This is a genomic window from Billgrantia kenyensis (assembly GCF_013697085.1).
Lineage (GTDB): Bacteria > Pseudomonadota > Gammaproteobacteria > Pseudomonadales > Halomonadaceae > Halomonas > Halomonas kenyensis.
Genome location: NZ_JACEFT010000010.1, coordinates 149,854 through 166,436 on the forward strand (window position 1 = coordinate 149,854; position 16,583 = coordinate 166,436).

Annotated in this window: 13 protein-coding genes; 9 read left to right on the top strand and 4 right to left on the bottom strand. The window is 63.3% G+C overall.

Going from position 1 to position 16,583, the window contains the following annotated elements:
* Window positions 1-5: 5 nt before the first annotated feature.
* A complete protein-coding gene (trxA, locus tag H1D44_RS10305; RefSeq protein WP_181514766.1) occupies window positions 6-329 on the bottom strand; it encodes a thioredoxin in 324 nt (107 codons plus the stop codon).
* A 470-nt stretch (window positions 330-799) separates the two neighbouring features.
* On the opposite strand from trxA, the gene fdhF reads away from it, so the two are divergent.
* The 3 genes from fdhF to cysB all read left to right on the top strand — a co-directional run bounded on the left by fdhF (window position 800) and on the right by cysB (window position 5,386).
* A complete protein-coding gene (gene fdhF, locus H1D44_RS10310; RefSeq protein WP_181514767.1) occupies window positions 800-3,766 on the top strand; it encodes a formate dehydrogenase subunit alpha in 2,967 nt (988 codons plus the stop codon).
* A complete protein-coding gene (locus H1D44_RS10315) occupies window positions 3,766-4,251 on the top strand; it encodes a helical membrane plugin domain-containing protein (protein WP_181514768.1) in 486 nt (161 codons plus the stop codon). Before fdhF ends, H1D44_RS10315 begins: the two co-directional genes overlap by 1 nt.
* Window positions 4,252-4,414: 163 nt before the next feature.
* Complete coding sequence (cysB, locus tag H1D44_RS10320) at window positions 4,415-5,386, top strand: HTH-type transcriptional regulator CysB (protein WP_181514769.1); 972 nt, start codon at window positions 4,415-4,417, stop codon at window positions 5,384-5,386.
* A 94-nt stretch (window positions 5,387-5,480) separates the two neighbouring features.
* Here cysB and H1D44_RS10325 read toward each other — a convergent pair whose 3' ends face one another.
* Complete coding sequence (locus tag H1D44_RS10325; protein WP_181514770.1) at window positions 5,481-6,098, bottom strand: phosphoadenosine phosphosulfate reductase domain-containing protein; 618 nt, start codon at window positions 6,096-6,098, stop codon at window positions 5,481-5,483.
* Between the two features lie 111 nt (window positions 6,099-6,209).
* Window positions 6,210-7,589 (bottom strand): aminodeoxychorismate synthase component I, encoded by a 1,380-nt coding sequence (gene pabB, locus H1D44_RS10330; protein WP_181514771.1) that lies wholly within the window; start codon window positions 7,587-7,589, stop codon window positions 6,210-6,212.
* A 234-nt stretch (window positions 7,590-7,823) separates the two neighbouring features.
* Here pabB and H1D44_RS10335 point away from each other — a divergent pair, with 234 nt between their 5' ends.
* The 6 genes from H1D44_RS10335 (at window position 7,824) to prpD (ending at window position 16,179) form a co-directional block, all read left to right on the top strand.
* A complete protein-coding gene (locus tag H1D44_RS10335) occupies window positions 7,824-8,534 on the top strand; it encodes a GntR family transcriptional regulator (RefSeq protein WP_181514772.1) in 711 nt (236 codons plus the stop codon).
* Window positions 8,535-8,565: 31 nt separating this feature from the next.
* Window positions 8,566-9,462: a methylisocitrate lyase gene (gene prpB, locus H1D44_RS10340; protein WP_181514773.1), complete on the top strand. Its 897-nt coding sequence runs from the start codon at window positions 8,566-8,568 to the stop codon at window positions 9,460-9,462.
* Window positions 9,463-9,517: 55 nt separating this feature from the next.
* A complete protein-coding gene (gene prpC / locus H1D44_RS10345; RefSeq protein ID WP_181514774.1) occupies window positions 9,518-10,645 on the top strand; it encodes a bifunctional 2-methylcitrate synthase/citrate synthase in 1,128 nt (375 codons plus the stop codon).
* 84 nt (window positions 10,646-10,729) lie between these two features.
* Window positions 10,730-13,345, top strand: a complete 2,616-nt coding sequence (acnD, locus tag H1D44_RS10350; protein WP_181514775.1) for a Fe/S-dependent 2-methylisocitrate dehydratase AcnD — start codon at window positions 10,730-10,732, stop codon at window positions 13,343-13,345.
* A gap of 65 nt (window positions 13,346-13,410) precedes the next feature.
* Window positions 13,411-14,589 (top strand): 2-methylaconitate cis-trans isomerase PrpF, encoded by a 1,179-nt coding sequence (gene prpF / locus H1D44_RS10355; RefSeq protein ID WP_181514776.1) that lies wholly within the window; start codon window positions 13,411-13,413, stop codon window positions 14,587-14,589.
* A gap of 105 nt (window positions 14,590-14,694) precedes the next feature.
* Window positions 14,695-16,179 (top strand): 2-methylcitrate dehydratase, encoded by a 1,485-nt coding sequence (gene prpD / locus H1D44_RS10360; protein ID WP_181514777.1) that lies wholly within the window; start codon window positions 14,695-14,697, stop codon window positions 16,177-16,179.
* A 160-nt stretch (window positions 16,180-16,339) separates the two neighbouring features.
* On the opposite strand, the gene H1D44_RS20830 is transcribed toward prpD, so the two are convergent.
* The coding region (locus H1D44_RS20830; RefSeq protein ID WP_220128044.1) for a hypothetical protein at window positions 16,340-16,583 on the bottom strand (244 nt) is incomplete at its 5' end.

Below are 16,583 nucleotides of genomic sequence, written 5' to 3' on the forward strand. Positions count from 1 at the left end.
AGCTGTCAGGCGTTCTGGTCGATGAACTGCACCAGTTGGGATTTGGACTGGGCGCCCACCAGCGAGGCAACCTTGGAGCCCGACTTGAACAGCATCACGGTGGGAACGCCACGCACGCCCTGCTCGGCCGCAATCTCCGGGGCATCGTCGACATTGATGCTGACGACCTTGAGGTTGTCGGAACGTTCCTCGGCAACCTCGTCGATCACCGGGGCCATGACCTTGCAGGGGCCGCACCAGGGGGCCCAGAACTTCAGCAGCACGGGCTGTTCGGATTTCAGGACTTCCTGCTCGAAGTTGGCATTGGTGACATCGACGTTGTTGGCCATGTGAATCTCCAGTTACGTTGCGCTTCATCGAGCGTATCAGAGGGATATGCAGGGCATATCCGGTCGGCAGATGTTAGCGGTCGACCGGGCCTCTGGCAAATGGGCCGCGCTGGCGGCCATGGCGAAGCGCCCCCTTTCTGCCTTGCGACCTGCACATGGGGGCAACCTGCCTAGTGACCGACAAATGCGTTAACGCGATTGTCCCGGTTGTATCCTCTTGTTCCCGAGTGTTTTGCAAGCCATTGAGGGATAAGGGCCTATCCTGCACTCAAGCTTAGACAAGGCCGGAGTTGTTGACTAATTTGCCAGTCATGGAGCGGCAGGTATATGGAAATGGCTCGGCTCCAGGGGCGCCATCCGGTTGTATCCCCGCATGCGTCATGAGGGCGAGATGAAGATAGCCATGACTCTGCATGTTTCGCCCAGTGCACACCCCTCGTCGCCGGGCCGCGATAGGGAGAAACCAGGTCATGACGACGCAGTGTACGATCGTGTTCGATGGGCAGCGGCTGAGCGGTCCGGCAGGCAAGCCCCTGATTGACTTCCTCAAGCAGCGGGGCGCTGAACTGCCTCATGTCTGTTATCACCCGTCGCTGGGCGCATTGGAAACTTGTGATGCCTGCTGGGTCGAGGTCGATGGGGAACTCCAGCGCGGCTGCACGCTGAAGAGTACCGACGGCCTGGAGGTCAATGCGCAAGGCGAACGTGCCCAGGCTGCCCGGGAAGAGGGCATGGATCGCCTGCTGGCCAAGCACGAGCTCTACTGCACCGTGTGCGAGAACAACAACGGCGACTGCACGCTGCACAACACCATGGTGGACATGCAGATCCCCATCCAGCGCTACGAGTTTCAGCGCAAGCCCCACCATAAGGACACCTCGAGCCCTTTCTATACCTACGATCCCGACCAGTGCATTCTCTGCGGCCGCTGCGTGGAGGCGTGCCAGAACGTCGAGGTCAACGAGACGCTCTCCATCGACTTTTCCAGCGAGAACCCGCGGGTACTGTGGGATGGTGGCAAGGAGATCAACGACTCCAGCTGCGTGCACTGCGGCCACTGCGTCACCGTCTGCCCGTGCAATGCGCTGATGGAGAACAGCATGGACGGCAAGGCGGGGCCGTTTACCGCCATGCCCTGGTCGCTCAAGCGGCCGATGATCGAGATCATCAAGAAGCTCGAGACGACCACGGGGGCGGTGCCGGTCTCCGGGCTCTCGGAAATCGACATGCACCTGCGCCAGCCCGAGATCAAGCGCACCAAGACGGTGTGCACCTACTGCGGCGTGGGCTGTTCCTTCGAGATGTGGACCCGCGACCGTCACATCCTCAAGGTGCAGCCGGTAGCCGAGGCGCCGGCCAATGGCATTTCCACCTGCATCAAGGGCAAGTTCGCCTGGGACTTCGTCAACAGCGAGCAGCGCCTGACCATGCCGCTGATACGCGACAACGGGCGCTTTCGCGAAGCGAGCTGGGACGAGGCCCTGGACCTGGTGGCGCGCCGTCTGCTCGAAGTCCGCGAGGCCCACGGGCCGAACAGCCTGGGTTTCATCGGTTCGAGCAAGGGCACCAACGAGCAGGCCTACCTGGTGCAGAAGATCGCCCGCCGCATCATCGGCACCAACAACGTCGACAACTCCTCGCGCTACTGTCAGAACCCGGCCACCAAGGGGCTGTTCCGTACCGTCGGCTACGGTGGCGATGCCGGCACCATCGAGGACATCGAGCAGGCCGAGGTGGTGGTGATCGTGGGCAGCAACACCGCCGAGAACCATCCGGTGATCGCCGCACGCATCAAGGCGGCACAGAAGCTGCGCGGGCAGAAGCTGATCGTGATCGACCCGCGCAAGCACGAGATGGCCGAACGGGCGGACCTGTTCCTGCGGCCGAACTCCGGCACCGATCTGATCTGGGCCTCGGCGCTGTCGCGCTACATGTTCGATCACGACCTGGCTGACCGCGAGTTCCTCGCGCGCTGGGTCAACGGCGTGGAGGAGTATCGTAAGTCCCTCGCGCCTTTCACCCTGGAGTTCGCCGAGGCCGAGACCGGCATCGCGCGCCAGGATCTGGCCGAGGCCGCCGAGACCATCGGCCGGGCGCAGAGCGTCTGTCTGCTTTGGGCCATGGGCATCACCCAGCACAGCCGTGGATCGGATGCCAGCACGGCGCTCTCCAACCTGCTGCTGGTCACCGGCAACTACGGCAAGCCGGGTACCGGCGGCTATCCCATGCGCGGCCACAATAACGTGCAGGGAGCCAGCGACTTCGGCTGCCTGCGCGACCGCTACCCCGGCTACGATCACGTGGAGGACGAAGAGGCGAGAAAGCGCTGGGCCGAAGGCTGGGGCATCTCGCCGGAAGCGCTTTCGGACGAAGCCGGCTATGGCAATTTCCTGATGGTACAGGCAGCCGACGAGGGCGAGATCAAGGCCATGTACGTCGTCGGCGAGGAGACGGCTTTTTCCGACTCCAATACCCACAATGTGCTCTCCGGCTTCGAGAAGCTCGAGTTCATGGTGGTGCAGGACGTATTCCTCAGCCGCACCGCTGAGTACGCCGACGTGGTGCTGCCCGCCTGCCCCAGCGTCGAGCAGGAGGGTACCTACGTCAACACCGAGCGACGCATCCAGCGCTCCTACCAGGTACTCGAACCGCTGGGCGACAGCCGTCCCGACTGGCGCATCCTGACCGATCTCGCCGCTCGCATGGGGCACGACTGGGGCTATACCCACCCCGCCGAGATCATGGCGGAGTGCGCCCGCATCGCGCCGATGTTCGCCGGGGTCAGCTATGCGCGACTCGAGGGCTGGAAGTCCCAGCTGTGGCCGGTAGCGGCGGACGGCACCGATTCGCCGCTGCTCTACACCGACGGCTTCGCCAACGAGGACGGCAAGGCCAATCTGCACCCGCTGGAGTGGCAGCCGCCCGAAGAGGCGCCCGACGACGAGTACGACCTGCTGCTGGACAACGGCCGGCTGCGCGAGCAATTCCAGGGCACCAACCAGACGGGGCGCAGCGAAGGGATCCGGCAGCAGGTGCCGCACGGTTTCGTCGAGGTCAGCCTCGAGCTTGCCGCCGAGCGCGGCATCGAGGAGGGCACCTGGGTGCGGATAACCTCGCGTCGCGACAGCATCGAGTTCCCTGCGGTCATCACCGACCGGGTGCGCGGGAAGACGCTGTTCATGCCCATTCATTTCGGCAAGACGGGGGTCAATCTGCTCACCGGAGAGCACAACGACCCCGAGGTGCAGACCCCGGCCTACAAGGAGACCGCCGTCAAGCTCGAGGTGCTCGACAAGCGCGGCGCTCCGCCCTTGCCCGCTCACAACTACCGCTATGGCCGGCCCACGCCGAAGCAGGGCGTCGAGGTCGAGGTGAAGTGGATGCGGGGAGACTACACGCCGCCGCCCGCCCATCAGTCCAACCCGAGGAAAGTGTAATGGCCGAACGAATCTCGCACGACGTGACGCCGCCCAAGGTCGGGCCCGATGCCCATGAAGAGCTCGAGCAGCTGCTGCAGACACTTCATGAACATGGCGTGCTGCGTCTGGCCAACGATGTGGTCGGCGCTAACACCCGCATCGCCAGCGTGGTGGTGGATGGACTGGGCAAGGAGTCCACTCTCAACGCCATCCAGAACCTGGCCGTGCTCGGCATGATGCTGTCGGAGATCCCGCCGGAGCGCTTCTATCGGGTGGCTTTCGCCCTCAAGGAGGCACTCGATAAGGTCGGCCAGCATCGTCCCGACGAGCATGGAGGCGATGCCCCCGGTGTCAGTGGCGCCTACCGCATGCTCAACGACGATGAGCTGTGGCGTGCGGTGGCGCCGCTTGTAGATGGCCTCAAGGCGTTTGCCGAGCGACTCGACAGGCCCGTCGACAAACCGGTCAGCGACTATTATGGCAAGCCCACCAGCGGCCCGTGACCTGATATGGCGTCGTAAAGGGCATGCGGTAGGCTCATGAGTTGGGTTGAAGCGGATGCATGGCTGGAACAGTCATTAGGCGTTATGCTATTTGGTGATTAGATAAGCTTGTCTAATCACCAAGTTCGCTTGCCTGCCCGGGCGCCAAGGAGCCGAGCCGATCATGAAACTACAGCAGCTGCGCTATGTCTGGGAAGTGACCCGGCACAACCTGAACGTGTCGGCAACAGCCCAGAGCCTGTTTACCTCGCAACCCGGTATCTCGAAGCAGATCCGCCTGCTGGAAGATGAGCTTGGCGTGGAGATCTTCGCTCGCAGTGGCAAGCATCTGACCCGCGTTACCCCGGCGGGGCAGGCGATCGTCGAGCTGGCCGGCCAAGTGATGAGACTGACCGAAAACATCAAGCAGGTGGCGCAGGAGCATAGTGACGAACGGCGTGGCAGCCTGTCGATTGCCACCACGCATACCCAGGCCCGCTACGCCTTGCCTCCGGTCATCGGCGAATTTACCCGCAAGTATCCTGACGTGGCCCTGCATATGCAGCAGGGCACACCCAAGCAGATCGCTCATATGGTCAGCGAGGGTCAGGCCGATTTTGCCATCTGCACCGAATCGCTTGAGCTCTTCACCGACCTGGTGTTACTGCCCTGCTACCGCTGGAACCGCTGTGTGCTGGTGCCCCGTGATCACCCGTTGGCCAATGAAGGTGAGCTGAGCCTGGAGCGCCTCGCCGAGCAGCCGCTGGTCACCTATGTTTTCGGCTTCACCGGACGCTCCCAGCTCGATGATGCCTTCCGCGCCAAGGGGCTTACGCCCAACGTCGTGCTCACGGCAGCCGATGCCGATGTGATCAAGACCTACGTGCGCCTTGGTCTCGGTGTCGGCATCGTCGCCCACATGGCCTACGATCCTGAACTCGACGCCGACCTGGTGCCGTTGGAAGCCGGGCACCTGTTCGAAAGTTCGGTGACCAAGATCGGCATTCGCCGCGGTACTTTCATGCGCGGCTTCATGTACGACTTCGTCAAAGGTTTTGCCGCTCATCTCGAGCGCGACCTGGTCGATGCGGCCCTGGCCGCCGGCCCTCGCCACGAGGCCGAACTGTTTACCGGTATCGAACTGCCGATGCGCTAGCATCGGCAACACGCCGGAAGAGGCAGGAAGCCGCTCAGAAAGAAGGGGCGGTCTTGTCCCCCCCCTCTCTGATGGCCTGTCTGACCGCCGTGGGTCAGTGCTGCAGGTGCAGCCCGCACTCCCGCTTCGCTTCCACTTTGGTGGGATCAAAGTAGTCGAACTCGTTGGGCAGATCGTGCTGCTGCAGGTACTGGTAGAGCTCCTTGGCGCTCCAGTGCAGCAGCGGCGAGACCTTGAGCAGTCCATCGGCGTTCTTGCTGACAGGCTGCATGCGCGCGCGCTCCGGGGTGTCCTCGGCGCGCAGCGCCGTGAACCAGACGTCCGGCGCCATCTCACGCAAGGCGCGCTCGAATGGCTCCAGCTTGACCTCTTGCGTGAACGCTTCGTGGCGCGGATCCTCGATGCCCGGCATGGGGCCGTCGACCGCCTCGCGATGAGCCCGGGTGCGTTTTGGCAGGTAGCTGATCAGGTTGAGGTCGAGCTTCTCTACCAGTGCATCGGCGAAGCGATAGGTGGTATCCGTGTTGTATCCATGATCCATCCACACCACGGGGACCGAGGGCAGTTGTCGGGTCACCATGTGCAGGATCACCGCTTCGAAGGGACGAAAGTTGGTCGTGACGATAGGGCGCTGGCCCTGTTCCAGTGCCCAGCGGATCAGCGCATCCGGGTCGCTGCCAAGCTGCTGGTTGATAGCATCGAGTGAGGCCATGGGGGCTCCAGGTTGTAGCCAAAGTGAGCCTACCCTAGCAAAGGCAGCAGAATGGGCCCCAATACCGTTTCATTGGATTCTTATAGCTTATTCTTTGCCTTGGTGGGCTTTTTATTCCTGTTCGTGCTTTTCCGAGGTCAGCGCTGCCAGCAGATGGCGAATCTTGTCCAGGGTCTCGGCGTACTCGGCTTCGACATCGGAATCGGCCACCAGTCCGCCGCCGCCCCACAGGTGGATACGCTTGCCATCGGCCACTGCGGTGCGAATGGCGATCGACGTATCCATGTTGCCGCGCACGTCAACGAAGCCGAGACTGCCGCAGTAGACGCTGCGACGGCTGGGCTCCAGCTCATCGATGATCTGCATGGCGCGCACCTTGGGTGCGCCGGTAATCGAACCGCCAGGGAAGGCGGCGGCAAGCAGGTCCAGCGGCCGCTTGCCTTGCGCCAGCTTGCCGCTTACCACGCTCACCAGGTGATGGACATTGGCGTAGCTTTCCAGGCCACACAGCTGCGGTACGCGTACGCTACCCGGTCGACACACGCGGCCCAGGTCATTGCGCAGCAGGTCGACGATCATCACGTTCTCGGCGCGATCCTTGAGGCTGGACGTGAGCTCGCTGGCCAAGCGCAGGTCCTCGGCGGGGATCGTGCCGCGCGGGCGGGTCCCCTTGATTGGCCGGGTCTCTATATGTCCGTCGGTCCGGCACTGAAGGAAGCGCTCCGGCGAGAGCGAGAGGATGCCCTGTTCGCCGCTATCCGCGCTCCATCCCATGAAACCGGCGAAGGGTGTGGGCGTAGCTTGGCGCAGGCGCAGGTAAGCCGTCCACAGGTCGCCGCGATAGGGAGCGCTGAAGCGTTGCGCCAGGTTGATCTGGTAGCAGTCCCCGGCACGAATGTAGTCCTGAACGGCGGTGAAGCGACGGGCATAGCCGGCGCGATCCAGCTCTCCCGCGAAGGGGGAAAGAAGTTCGAAGCCAGCGGTCCTGGCCCGTGGCTGCTGGAGCCAGGCCATCACCTGCTCGCGCCTGTCGCGGGTAGCTACCACCCAGCTCTCGCGAAGTTGGTGATCCTGAACCAATGCCCAGTCATACAGGCCCGTGCGGCTGACGGGAAGCGCCACCAACTGAGTCGAGCTTTCCCCGACCGGCTCGAGGGAGCGGCCCAGGTCATAGCCCCAATAGCCGATCAGCCCGCCGAGAAAAGGCAGTTCGCTGGCTGGGCATTCGAGCTCAAGGGCGTCCAGCAGGGCCTGCTGGGCGGCAAAAGGAGTCTCGTACTCCCACCGCTTTCCATCTACCCAAGTGACTCCCTGCTCGTCGACTGTCAGAACCGATACTGGGTCGCAGCTGAGGATGTCGTAGCGTCCGCCTGGTGCGGCGGGCCTGCCGCTGTCGAGCAGGACCGCTCCCGGCCGATGACGCAGGGCAGCGAAATGGCCGAGCGGGTCTTCACGATAGGGGGCTTGAGTAATCTCGAGTCTTGCCGTCATGGAAGGGGCCTTTCGGAACAGGCAACCCATTCTAGGGGGTGGAGTGGCTTTTGTCGTGAAAGACGTTTCTCTGTTAACGACTTTCCACCAACGCTTGGAAGATTGTCGACACACTGATTGTCAATTATGCCGCAATGTACAACCAAAGGCGTAGTATATCGCGCTGAATGGGTGGTTGACCGATGGAGGTGCAGTGACTAAAGTCACTTCATCCATTGATTGTCGACAATTGCCATGAACTCAGTCGCTGAAGAAAACGCCTCCCCTGAAGTCCGGACCCTGGCCGAGCGGGTCTTTCACCAGCTCCAGGATGCCATCGTCCGCGGTGAGCTGGCGCCGGGAAGCAAGATCACCGAGCCGGGGCTTTCCAAGACCTATGGCATTTCCCGCGGGCCGCTTCGCGAGGCGATGCGTCGTCTGGAGGCCCACCGCCTGATCGAGCGCGTGCCCCATGTCGGGGCCCGGGTGGTCAAGCTCTCCATGAAGGAGTTGCTGGAGCTGTTCGATGTGCGCGAGGCGCTGGAGAGCATGGCCGCGCGCCTGGCCGCCGAGCACATGACCCGGGAGGAGATCGACGGGTTGCGCGAGGTGCTGGCGCTTCACGAGCACCAGGCCGATCTCAAGAGCGGCGAAGCCTACTATCAGCGTGAAGGCGATCTCGATTTTCACTATCGCATCGTCCAGGGTAGCCACAACCGCATGCTGGTGACGATGCTGTGCGACGACCTCTATTACCTGGTGCGGCTCTACCGCACCCAGTTCAGTGCCAGCGGTTCCCGGCCCCAGCGTGCCTTCGTCGAGCACCATCGTATCGTCGATGCCATCGAGGCCGGCGACGCCGAACTTGCCGAGCTATTGATGCGCCGCCACGTCAGTGCCTCACGGGCCAACGTGGTTGACCGCTACGCCGCCACGCTCAAGCAGCAGGCCGAGGCGACCACCTGAGCCCAGCCCGATTACCCAGAGGAGCATTATCATGACACAACCGACTCCCGGCGCCCGTTTTCGTGCCGCCCTCGAGGCCAATCGGCCGCTGCCCATCGTTGGCACCATCAATGCCTATACCGCGATGATGGCCGAGCGCGTCGGCCACCAGGCCATCTACCTCTCCGGTGGTGGCGTGGCCAACGCCTCGTTCGGCCTGCCGGACCTCGGCATGACCACCATGAACGACGTGGTCGAGGATGCTCATCGCATCTGTGGCGCCACCGACCTGCCGCTGCTGGTGGACATCGATACCGGCTGGGGCGGCGCCTTCAACATCGCGCGTACCGTCAAGGAGATGCAGCGTGCCGGCGTGGCCGCGGTGCATCTCGAGGACCAGGTGGCGCAGAAGCGCTGCGGGCATCGTCCCAACAAGGAGATCGTCACCCAGCAGGAGATGGTCGACCGTGTAAAGGCTGCTGCCGATGCACGCATCGACCCCGACTTCTATCTGATCGCCCGCACCGACGCTTTCCAGAAGGAAGGGCTGGATGCAGCCATCGACCGTGCCAGTGCCTGCATCGAGGCCGGCGCCGATGCCATCTTCGCCGAGGCAGTCCACACACTCGACGACTACCAGGCCTTCTGCGAGCGCGTCGATGCGCCGATCCTGGCCAACATCACCGAGTTCGGTGCCACGCCGCTGTTCTCCCAGCAGGAGCTCGCCGAGGTGGGCTGCCGTATGGTGCTGTATCCGCTGTCGGCCTTCCGCGCCATGAATGCCGCGGCGCTCAAGGTCTACCGCAGTATTCATGAGCAGGGGCATCAGCGCGACGTGGTCGAGCTGATGCAGACCCGCGACGAACTCTACGACTTCCTCAATTACCACGCCTTCGAGCAGAAGCTCGATGCGCTGTTTGCGGAAACCCAGCTCGCCGAGAAGGGCTAGGCCGCCGCGCCTGGCCCTGCGATGACAAGAAAACGACAGACCAAGGAGACACGACATGTCAGACAAACCCATCGGCGGTGCCGGCCTGCGCGGCCAGAGCGCCGGCAGCACGGCCCTGTGTACCGTCGGCAAGACCGGCTCCGGCCTGACCTACCGCGGTTTCGATATCAAGGAGCTGGCTGAGAAGGCGCGCTTCGAGGAAGTGGCCTACCTGCTGCTCAAGGGCAAGCTGCCCAACCAGGCCGAGCTCGACGCCTACATCGCCAAGCTCAAGGGCCTGCGCGCTCTGCCCGCGGCACTCAAGACGGTGCTGGAGCAGATCCCGAAGGGCGCTCATCCCATGGACGTGATGCGCACCGGCGCCTCGATGCTCGGCAACCTCGAGACCGAGGAGAGCTTCGAGCAGCAGCAGGACGTCTCCGACCGTTTGCTGGCGGTGCTGCCGTCGATCATCTGCTATTGGTATCGCTACAGTCATGACGGCGTGCGCATCGAGACCGAGACTGACGACGACTCCGTGGGCGCCCACTTCCTGCACCTGCTGCGCGGCGAAGCGCCCTCCGAGCTTCACGCCCGAGTGATGAACGTCTCGCTGATCCTCTATGCCGAGCACGAGTTCAACGCCTCGACCTTCACTGCGCGGGTGTGTGCCTCGACGCTGTCCGACATGCACTCCTGCGTGACCGGTGCCATCGGCTCCCTGCGTGGCCCGCTGCACGGTGGTGCCAACGAGGCGGCCATGGACATGATCGAGAATTGGAAGTCGGCCGACGAAGCCGAGCGCGAGATCATGGGCATGCTCGAGCGCAAGGAGAAGATCATGGGCTTCGGCCACGCGATCTATCGCGAGTCCGACCCGCGCAACGCCATCATCAAGGAGTGGTCGCAGAAACTGGCAGAGGACGTGGGCGACAGCGTGCTCTATCCGGTCTCCGAGCGCGTCGAGGCGGTCATGTGGCGCGAGAAGAAGCTGTTCTGCAACGCCGACTTCTTCCACGCCAGCGCCTATCACTTCATGGATATCCCCACCAAGCTGTTCACGCCGATCTTCGTCTGTTCGCGCGTTACCGGCTGGTGTGCCCATGTCTTCGAGCAGCGCGCCAACAACCGCATCATTCGCCCCAGCGCCGACTACATTGGCCCCGAGAAGAGTGAGTGGGTGCCCATCGAGGAGCGCGACTGAGTCACACCAATGGCGAGGCGGCCCAAGGGCCGCCTCCACGCCCCCTCTCCAGGCTCCCATTCCACCACGCGAAGACCGTCGACCATGAATACTCAATACCGTAAACCGCTTCCCGGCACCGAGCTGGATTACTTCGACGTGCGTGCGGCCGTCGAGGCGATCCAGCCCGGTGCCTATGAGACCCTTCCCTACACTTCTCGCGTGCTGGCCGAGCAGCTGGTGCGTCGCTGCGAGCCGGAGCTGCTCACCGAGGCGCTGAAGCAGCTTATCGAGCGTCGCCGCGACCTGGACTTCCCCTGGTATCCAGCACGGGTGGTGTGCCACGACATCCTCGGTCAGACTGCGCTGGTCGACCTGGCCGGCCTGCGCGATGCCATTGCAGAGAAGGGCGGCGACCCGGCCAAGGTCAACCCGGTGGTGCCGACCCAGCTGATCGTCGACCACTCCCTGGCCGTGGAGCACGCCGGCTACGAGCCGGACGCCTTCGACAAGAACCGGGCCATCGAGGATCGGCGCAACGAGGATCGCTTCCACTTCATCGAGTGGACCAAGACGGCCTTCGAGAACGTCGACGTGATACCCGCCGGCAACGGCATCATGCACCAGATCAACCTGGAGAAAATGTCGCCGGTGATCCAGGCTCGCGATGGTGTCGCCTATCCTGACACCTGCGTGGGTACCGATAGCCACACCCCGCACATCGACTGCCTGGGCGTCATCGCCATCGGCGTCGGCGGGCTGGAGGCCGAGACCGTGATGCTGGGCCGCCCCTCGATGATGCGCCTGCCCGACATCGTCGGCGTGGAGCTGACCGGCAAGCCCAGGCCCGGCATCACCGCCACCGATATCGTGCTGGCTATCACCGAGTTCCTGCGTAAGGAGCGCGTGGTCGGGGCCTATCTCGAGTTCTTCGGTGAGGGCGCCAAGAGCCTCACCATCGGCGACCGCGCCACTATCTCCAACATGACCCCGGAGTATGGCGCCACCGCGGCGATGTTTTACATCGACGAGCAGACCATCGACTACCTGAAGCTGACCGGCCGCGAGCCGGAACAGGTCGAGCTGGTCGAGACTTATGCCAAGCAGACCGGCCTGTGGGCTGACAGCCTGGCCAAGGCCGAGTACGAGCGGGTGCTGACCTTCGACCTCGCAAGCGTGGAGCGCAACCTGGCCGGCCCCTCCAACCCGCATCGTCGCCTGCCCACCAGCGCCCTTGCCGAGCGCGGCATCGCGGTGAACTACGAAAAGGCCCTGGCGGAGGAGAAGCAGGGCAAGATGCCCGATGGCGCGGTGATCATCGCCGCCATCACCAGCTGCACCAACACCTCCAACCCGCGCAACGTCGTGGGCGCTGGCCTGCTGGCCAAGAAGGCCAACGAACTGGGCCTGGTGCGCAAGTCGTGGGTGAAGTCCTCCTTCGCTCCGGGTTCCAAGGTTGCGCGTCTCTATCTGGAAGAGGCGGGCCTGCTGCCGGAGCTTGAGAAGCTCGGCTTCGGTATCGTCGCCTACGCCTGCACCACCTGTAACGGCATGTCCGGTGCGCTGGATCCGAAGATCCAGCAGGAGATCATCGACCGCGATCTCTACGCCACCGCGGTGCTCTCCGGCAACCGCAACTTCGACGGGCGCATTCACCCCTATGCCAAGCAGGCCTTCCTGGCCTCGCCGGCGCTGGTGGTGGCCTACGCGATTGCCGGTACCGTGCGCTTCGATATCGAAAAGGACGTGCTCGGCGTCGACAAGGACGGCAACCCGGTGACACTCAAGGACCTGTGGCCCACCGACGAAGAGATCGATGCCATCGTCGGCAAGTACGTCAAGCCAGAGCAGTTCAAGCAGGTCTACATTCCAATGTTCGACCTGGATGCGGTGGAGAGAGCCAAGAGCCCGCTCTACGACTGGCGTCCGCAGAGCACCTACATACGCCGACCGCCCTACTGGGAAGGCACAATGGCCGCCGAGCGTGCGCTCAAGGGCATGCGACCGCTGGCGATCCTGCCGGACAACATCACCACCGACCACCTGTCGCCGTCCAATGCCATCATGATGGACAGCGCGGCGGGCGAGTATCTGCACAAGATGGGCCTGCCCGAGGAGGACTTCAACTCCTATGCCACCCACCGCGGCGACCACCTCACCGCCCAGCGCGCAACGCTGGCCAACCCCAAGCTGTTCAACGAGATGGTGCGGGACGAGAACGGCGAAGTGGTGCAGGGCTCGCTGGCGCGGGTCGAGCCGGAAGGCGAAGTGATGCGCATGTGGGAGGCCATCGAGACTTACATGAACCGCAAGCAGCCGCTGATCGTCATTGCCGGTGCCGACTATGGCCAGGGCTCATCGCGGGACTGGGCGGCCAAGGGAGTGGCGCTGGCCGGGGTCGAGGCGATCGTTGCCGAAGGCTTCGAGCGCATCCACCGCACCAACCTGATCGGCATGGGCGTGATGCCGCTGCAGTTCGAGGAGGGCACCACCCGCCACACCCTGCAGCTCGACGGTACCGAGACCTACGACGTGGAAGGCAAGCCGGCCCCACGAGCGACGCTTGAGCTGGTGATCCATCGCAAGACCGGTGAAGTCGACCGTGTTCCGGTGATCTGCCGGCTGGATACCGCCGAGGAAGTCACGGTCTACTCGGCGGGTGGCGTGCTGCAGCGCTTTGCCCAGGACTTCCTGGAGTCCACAAGCGAAACGACGGCCTGACCGACTCGTCGCGTCAGCGCCCCGGCTACGAGCCGGGGCGCTCCTTCATTCAGGAAACGAACCTCATGGCACACGTTCCCCAGATCAAGATTCCCGCTACCTACATGCGTGGCGGTACCAGCAAGGGTGTCTTTTTCCGCCTGGACGATCTTCCCGAGGCGGCACGCCAGCCCGGGCCGGCCCGCGATGCGCTGCTGCTGCGCGTCATCGGCAGCCCCGATCCGTACCAGAAGCAGATCGACGGCATGGGCGGGGCCACCTCCAGTACCAGCAAGACGGTGATCCTGTCGAAAAGCGCAAGCCCCGATCACGACGTCGACTACCTGTTCGGCCAGGTTTCCATCGACAAGCCCTTCGTCGACTGGAGTGGCAACTGCGGCAACCTGTCTGCAGCGGTGGGGCCCTTCGCCATCAGCAATGGCCTGGTGGACCCGGAACGCATTCCCGAGAGTGGCGTGGCCACGGTGCGCATCTGGCAGGCCAATATCGGCAAGACCATTGTTTCACGAGTGCCGATTACCAACGGTGAGGTGCAGGAGACCGGCGACTTCGAGCTTGACGGTGTCACCTTCCCGGCCGCGGAGGTTGCGGTAGAGTTCATGAATCCGGCCGACGGTGACGGGGCCATGTTCCCCACCGGCAACTTGGTCGATGAACTTGAAGTGCCTGGCGTGGGCACCCTCGAAGCCACCATGATCAGCGCCGGCATTCCGACGGTGTTCATCAATGCCGAGGCGCTCGGCTATACGGGCACCGAGCTGCAGGAAGCGATCAATGGCGATACCAAGGCGCTGGCGATGTTCGAATCCATCCGCGCCCATGCTGCGGTGCGCATGGGGCTGATTCAGGATGTCGCCGAGGCGGCTGAACGTCAGCACACTCCGAAGGTTGCCTTCGTGGCACCCCCTTCCGACTATGTCGCTTCCAGTGGCAAGGCGATCCAGGCAGGTGATATCGACCTTGTCGTGCGCGCGCTCTCCATGGGCAAGCTGCACCACGCCATGATGGGCACGGCGGCGGTGGCCATCGCCACGGCGGCAGCGGTGCCCGGTACGCTGGTCAACCTCGCTGCGGGTGGCGGCGAGCGTAATTCGGTGCACTTCGGCCATCCGTCCGGCACCTTGCGGGTGGGAGCGGAAGCTTCCAGCTCGGGTGATCAGTGGACGGCGACCAAGGCGGTGATGAGCCGCAGTGCCCGGGTGCTGATGGAGGGGTGGGTCCGGATACCCGGTGATGCCTTCTAGCTGCTGATTTATCTCGAGAAGCGCCCCGGGCTGCAGCTTTACGCAGCGGCCCGGGGCGTTTTCTATAGTGAAGGGAGACGCCATCGAGCCACGTCAGGAGGGAGCATGAGCACCACCGTCGAGAGCAACGTCCGCCCCGATTACGATCACGAGCTCCAGAAAATTGCCGATTACGTGCTCGATTACCGCATCGAGGGTGACGAAGCGCTGGATACCGCTCGCAACTGCCTGATCGATACCCTGGGGTGCGGCCTGCTGGCGCTGCGCTTCCCGGAGTGCACCAAGCACCTGGGACCGCTAGTCGAAGGCACTGTGGTGCCCCACGGCGCCCGGGTGCCGGGTACCTCCTTTCGCCTCGATCCGGTCAAGGCTGCCTGGGACATCGGCTGTACGATCCGCTGGCTCGATTACAATGACACCTGGCTTGCCGCCGAGTGGGGGCACCCCTCCGATAACCTCGGGGCCATTCTCGCCGTGGCCGACCACCTCTCCCAGCAGCGAATCGCTCGCGGGGAAGCTCCTCTGACCATGCGCGACGTGCTCGAGGCCATGATCAAGGCCCACGAGATCCAGGGCGTGCTGGCGCTCGAAAACGCCTTCAACCGGGTTGGCCTGGATCATGTGGTACTGGTCAAGGTGGCATCCACGGCAATAGCCGCCCACCTGATGGGAGCGAATCGCGAGCAATTGCTGTCGGCACTGTCGCATGCCTGGGCCGACGGCCAGAGCCTGCGGACCTACCGCCACGCGCCCAATGCCGGCTCGCGCAAGAGCTGGGCAGCGGGGGATGCCACCTCCCGCGGCGTGCGCCTGGCCGATATCGCCCTGCGTGACGAGATGGGCGTGCCCGGCGTGCTGAGCGCTCCCCAGTGGGGCTTCTACGACGTGCTTTTCTCCAAGACCAGCAAGGACCAGCAACTCAAGCCGGAAGGGGAGAGGAAGTTTCGCTTCCCGCGCGAGTTCGGCACCTACGTGATGGAGAACATCCTGTTCAAGATCGCCTTTCCCGCGGAGTTCCACGCTCAGACCGCCTGCGAGGCGGCGGTGCGCCTGCACCCGCAGGTCAAGGACCGTCTGAAAGAGATTGAGCGTATCGTGATCACTACCCATGAATCGGCGATTCGCATCATCTCCAAGCAGGGGAAACTGGCCAACCCAGCGGACCGTGACCACTGCTTGCAGTACATGGTGGCCGTACCGCTGATTTTCGGTGACCTGGTCGCGGAGCACTATGAGGACGATTTTCACGATCAGCATCCTCTGATCGACCAGCTTCGTGCCAGGATGGAGGTAGTCGAGGAGCCCCGCTACACTCAGGACTACCTCGCCGCCGACAAGCGTTCCATTGCCAACGCCATTCAGGTCTTCTTCAGCGATGGAAGCGCCACTGAGTGCATTGAGGTCGAATATCCCATTGGTCATCGACGCCGCCGTGACGAAGGCATACCGATCCTCGAGGAGAAGTTTCGCCGCAACCTGGCGACACGTTTTCCGGCTGGACGCTGCGAAAGGATACACGCCTTGTGCAAGGACCAGGCTCAGTTGGAAGCCATGCCGGTTCACCGGTTCGTGGACCTGTTTGTCATCTAACAAGCTGGTTTCGCTTTGAGACCCTGCGATGCGTGTGAGAAATTGACGAGCATCATGGATACAGCCCCGAAGCTGAGCTATATTTTTTTGACGCAAAGGGTTGCCTCCTTGGCCGGCAAACCTTAAAGTACGCATCCGCTGCCGGTGACGGGCAACGTCATCAGCGGTGGAGAGAGTGGTAAGTGGTTGTCGTTGTTTGAATTTTTCGATTCGTTTCGCTAAATTCACGCTTGACGCCAGCGGCGGATTCGGTAGAATGCGCCCCACTCGACAGCAGGTCCGGTAACGGGCTTGCGGTCGCCGGCTTCGGCTGGCCTTCGATGCAAAAGACGCTTCGGCGGGCATCGAAGAGCGCTTGACAGCGCGGGCCGATTGAGTAGAATACGCCTTCCTCGCAGGGCGCT